The 4,781-nt window shown below is 34.0% G+C and carries 4 protein-coding genes; all 4 read right to left on the bottom strand.

Translation table 11 applies throughout. From position 1 onward, the window contains the following. Positions 1–248: 248 nt before the first annotated feature. From V6255_RS17770 to hemC, 4 genes are read right to left on the bottom strand one after another with little or no spacing between them, the layout of a single operon-like run. Complete coding sequence (locus tag V6255_RS17770; RefSeq protein WP_341629344.1) at positions 249–1,430, bottom strand: heme biosynthesis HemY N-terminal domain-containing protein; 1,182 nt, start codon at positions 1,428–1,430, stop codon at positions 249–251. A gap of 5 nt (positions 1,431–1,435) precedes the next feature. Next, positions 1,436–2,569 (bottom strand): uroporphyrinogen-III C-methyltransferase, encoded by a 1,134-nt coding sequence (locus V6255_RS17765; RefSeq protein ID WP_341629343.1) that lies wholly within the window; start codon positions 2,567–2,569, stop codon positions 1,436–1,438. A 24-nt stretch (positions 2,570–2,593) separates the two neighbouring features. Then, complete coding sequence (locus V6255_RS17760) at positions 2,594–3,346, bottom strand: uroporphyrinogen-III synthase (RefSeq protein ID WP_341629342.1); 753 nt, start codon at positions 3,344–3,346, stop codon at positions 2,594–2,596. Then, a complete protein-coding gene (gene hemC / locus V6255_RS17755; RefSeq protein ID WP_341629341.1) occupies positions 3,343–4,269 on the bottom strand; it encodes a hydroxymethylbilane synthase in 927 nt (308 codons plus the stop codon). Before hemC ends, V6255_RS17760 begins: the two co-directional genes overlap by 4 nt. Positions 4,270–4,781 lie beyond the last annotated feature (512 nt).

Raw genomic sequence — 4,781 nt, 5'->3', positions numbered from 1 at the left:
AATAAGTTATTTTAACAAGTAAAATAGATAACTTAATTAGTGTGATTGGTATTATCCTGAACTGAGATTATTTAAGTCAATACTGGTGAGCATTTAATTATCTCATTAATTTAGAGAATATGAACTGTGGATTATTGAGTATGCATTAAACACAAAAAAGGTAAGCCAAAGCTTACCTTTTAAATTAAGCCATTTTTAGTAGCAGGTTTATCATCCCGTTATAAAAATAACAATCAAATCAACAAAGCTTATTTAGCCGCAAACTCCAAACCTTGACGATAATATAAATTAGCCTCTTCAATTTTATCCTGCTGCTCTAGCAGAGAAGCTAATAGCTGATAATCAGTAACATTAGGCAACGTTTTAAGGCTTTCAGTAAGATGCTTAATAGCAGCATCTTGATTGCCTTCTTTTAGCTTTAAATGCGCTAATGCTTGATTGATGTAATCGGCATGTGTTGATTTTTTTAACTGCTTTTCTAGAAAAGTGATAATAGGATAATAATCAGTCACTTTTATTTTTTCAAGATAAGGCAACAATGGCAAAGAAAACTGACGCTGTAACTTATCTAATAAGAACTCCTGCGCTAACTTTCCATTACCATTAACAATAAATGCTTCTAATACCGCTTGTTGGTAAGACAGTTCTTTACGCATCCAGCGAGCAACATCTTTATACCAATAATCATTAAGTAATTGCCCACTTTCAGATGCTAATTTTTTAAATAATTGCTGATGAGCATAAAGTTCTAACTCCGCAAACTCCTGATCATTTAAACCAGTTAATTTACGCTGTTTATTAAGCAGAGAGATTAGTTTACCCCATTCATTAATCGCCGGATAAAGCGTTAAATAATGTTGTAATATTTGTCTATTTTTAGGGAACCGTTGATCTAATTCACTGATGGTAGCTAATGCATTTTCATATTGTTTAGCATCAAGCTGTAGCTCTGCCCATACTAATCCAACTGCCAATTTACAACCTGGGTGTTCGTTTGCTAATTGTAAGTAATCATCACGCTTATTAAATTCACCATTTTTATGTGATGCACGTGCTGCCGCAATATAAGTCAATGCAGGAGATTCGCTACGGTCAGCTGATTTAGACAATAGTTTTTGTGCTTGTTTAGTATTCCCCTCTAATAGAGCAAGCATACCTAATAAACTATTTTTTTGTGCTTTACGCGTTTTTCGTTGTCCAAACCAACCACGAGTAACACTACTCATCGATAATAATTTACGTAAAGCCCACTCTGCTACTAATAATAAAAAATAGAATAAAATCGCAATAAAAGCCGCGTTGATAATCGTTGTTTCATAAGTAGTGTAACTATCAAATGAAACTAGAATATAACCTTTGTGTGCACTTAACTCAGGCGCAAAAATTAGCCCAGTGAGTAAGAATATAACAATAACTAAAAGTCCAATCATAATCGTTACTCCGCATTTTCAATAGTAAATGACTTACTAATGCGTTGTTTAAGAATACTAGAAAGTAAAGGTGCGCTCTTGAATTGATCTGGGTAATCTATTGATACATTTTGCTTACTTAATCTTTTCACTGAAGTATAAAATTGTTGTGTACTTTTATCTTCCATATCGTAATAAAGAGCAACTAACTTTAATGCATTCTGTAATGCTAGGTCATAGATATCTTGTTGTTCTCTATATACAGCGAATTCAGCTTTGGATAATGCATTTCTTAGATTTTCTTTTAAGTACCAAGATTGTTCTGGTGATAATAAAGCTTCAACTGGTTTATCTCGATGAGAAATAACAATAAAGCTTTCAATAAATGAGTTCCAAGATTTATCAACATTAGTTTCCCAATCAGCAACATCTCCAGAAACTTCTTTATCTTTAGCTTGTTTAATTTCAGGTACCTCTAGTCCAGCTACAGTTAGTTTATCAATACGACGTTCCAAACTAGACAAGGCCAAAATAACACCATCAACATCACGTTGAGGTAAGGCTTCAAGCATATTAATGTCTTCAAGCAAAGCACGACGCAACGGATTCAAGCTAGGGTCTCCGATTTCAACAATACGTTTGTCAGCAGTACTCAATAAAGCAATAGTTGATTTTAAATCGTGCTCTAGCCATAATTTACGACCAGACAAGTTAATCAAATATTCAACTTCAGATAAAATCCAATCACTTGGATGACGAATGTTAGTTTCTGCAACACTACGCTGAAGAGCTTGCATATCCGAACTGTGTAATTTGCTTTTATTCTGAGCATCTAACAATTGAATATTGAGTTGTTCAATTTGTGTTTTGAAATTGTCATTCAATGATTTGCTTTGCTGAAACTGATTATTTTGTTGTGCAACTTGGGATTCTAACTTATTAGCTAACGTTTCAATTTTTTGTTGATAAGCAGTATTATTGACTACATTATTTTTATAAAAATAAAAGCCATACCCTATAATACATAGCAATATGATAATAAAAATCAATGCAATAATGACTAATAGCCGAGAGGATTTTTTACGTTTTTTATTAACAACATCTTCTTCTGACTCAGGTGTTGTTGATATATTTTGATTTTCAGTATTAGTATCAGTCATAACATTCCTATTTAAACTAATGGGCTATATACAGTTGCCATTATTTACTTTAAAAAATTCCACAATTTGATCTGTATGTAAGCTTGGTAACAACACAATATGTTGAGCACCTAACAATGCAGCTTGTTTCGCTACACGTTCACTTGGGACATAAAATATTAACTCATCTATCCAACTTGTGTATTCCTTTGGTACAAGCATAAATAATTGATTTAAAATTTCCACACTACTGATAATAGCACCATTTATAGACGCTTGTTGCCAATTATTAACTAATTCGTGACCGTTAAGATCAATCTTGATACGTTTATATGTTTGAAAGAAATCAACTTTTGCACCACGTTCGATTAACGTTGTTTCAAGTAAGTCTCGTCCACCTTCACCACGTAAAATCAAAACACGTTTATTTTTAATTGATTTTAGTTCATCAAGATCTAATAAGCCTTCACTATCAAATCGAGTTAAAGGGCATAAAACATCTTGGACTGTTACTTCATTTAATATATTTTGTGTTGATTGACCTACTGCCAAATAACAAGCTTTAGGCCAATCAATATTTATCTGCTGTTGAGCATATCTAACTGCATTACCACTTACTGCGATAACATAGTCATAATAACCAGATAAAAATGTATCAAGTGTTTTAGGATCATCTAATTCCGTCACCGTTAATAGTGGCTGCGCAATAGAGAAGCATCCACTATCGTTTAAACTATTAGCAAGTCGCTCTGCATGTGGAGCAAAACGAGTTACTAATAATCGTGGTTCAATTATCACTTATAAACTTCACTTAATATTTCTTTTGCACCAGCATCTAATAATTGCTGTGCTAGTGTTTCACCCAGCTCATGAGCTTGATCAACATGACCTGTTAATTCTTTTCTGATGATATTAGTACCATCAACACTACCCACTAACCCACGCAAAAATAGTTGATCACCGTTCATTAAAGCAAAACTACCGATAGGCACTTGGCAACCACCTTCAAGTGCTAAATTCATAGCGCGTTCAGCCGTTACGCGTACACGTGTTTCGCGATGTTCCAAAGGAGCAAGTAAAGCAATAGTTTCAACGTCATCTAATCGACATTCAATACCCACTGCACCTTGGCCCACTGCTGGTAAACTTACTTCAGGTTCAATAAAACTAGCAATACGGGAGTCCATCTCTAAACGAATTAGACCTGCAGCAGCAAGAATAATAGCATCGTATTCACCATCATCTAATTTACGTAAACGTGTATTTACATTACCACGTAAGTCTTTAATTTTTATATCTGGACGTAGTTCACTGATTTGGCATTGGCGCCTTAAACTACAAGTACCGACAACCGCACCTTCAGGTAGATCTGATAATTGCTTAAAATGATTAGAAACAAAAGCATCACGTGGATCTTCTCGTTCGCAAATAATGCTTAACCCTAAACCTTCAGGGAATTCCACAGGAACATCTTTCATAGAATGAACGGCTATATCGGCACGTTTTTCCAAGATAGCAACTTCTAATTCTTTAACAAATAAACCTTTACCACCAACCTTTGCTAAAGGTGTATCTAAAAGAATATCGCCTTTTGTTTTCATTGGTAATAATTCAACAGTTAAGTCTTTATAGTGCTTCATTAACTCATCTTTAACAAAATTAGCCTGCCACATTGCTAAAGGGCTGTGACGAGTTGCAATACGGATTATTTTTTTAGACATTATATTCTCTCAAACAAAGGGATAATTAATGCTATCAAAAACAAACTAATGATCCATACAAATATCATATAAAGTGTCAAAGTTGACATTAAAATATAAATTTAATACATAAAGACAAGAAAAAATTGTAAACAATTATAAATCTACAAAAATTGATGCTTGATAATGCAAAAACATCCTATAGGTTACATAGTTCATAAAACAATACAGGCGCGTCATTCGCTGCTACTTTCTATATTGATCATTATTATTAAATCACCAAACGAAAAAATACCTGCTGCGTTAATCAACAGGGATTGTTCATATATTCCAGGCTTCGTAATGTAAAGGCATCGCAGAGTTTATACTCTCATCAACCGAGTCTGCCGGCTCATACTCCCGATGTTTATATAAGCTATATTATTAAACTACCAAAACGAAAAAATCCCTGCTGACGTGAGTCAACAGGGATTATCGTATTAGGCGCTTGGCAATGACCTACTTTCACATGAGGAGACCTCACACTATCATCG

The organism is Psychromonas arctica (assembly GCF_038155225.1).
In the GTDB taxonomy this organism is placed as follows: Bacteria; Pseudomonadota; Gammaproteobacteria; order Enterobacterales; family Psychromonadaceae; genus Psychromonas; species Psychromonas arctica_B.
The sequence above is the reverse complement of the archived record's forward strand: the minus strand, read 5'-3'. Positions and strand labels throughout refer to the sequence as shown.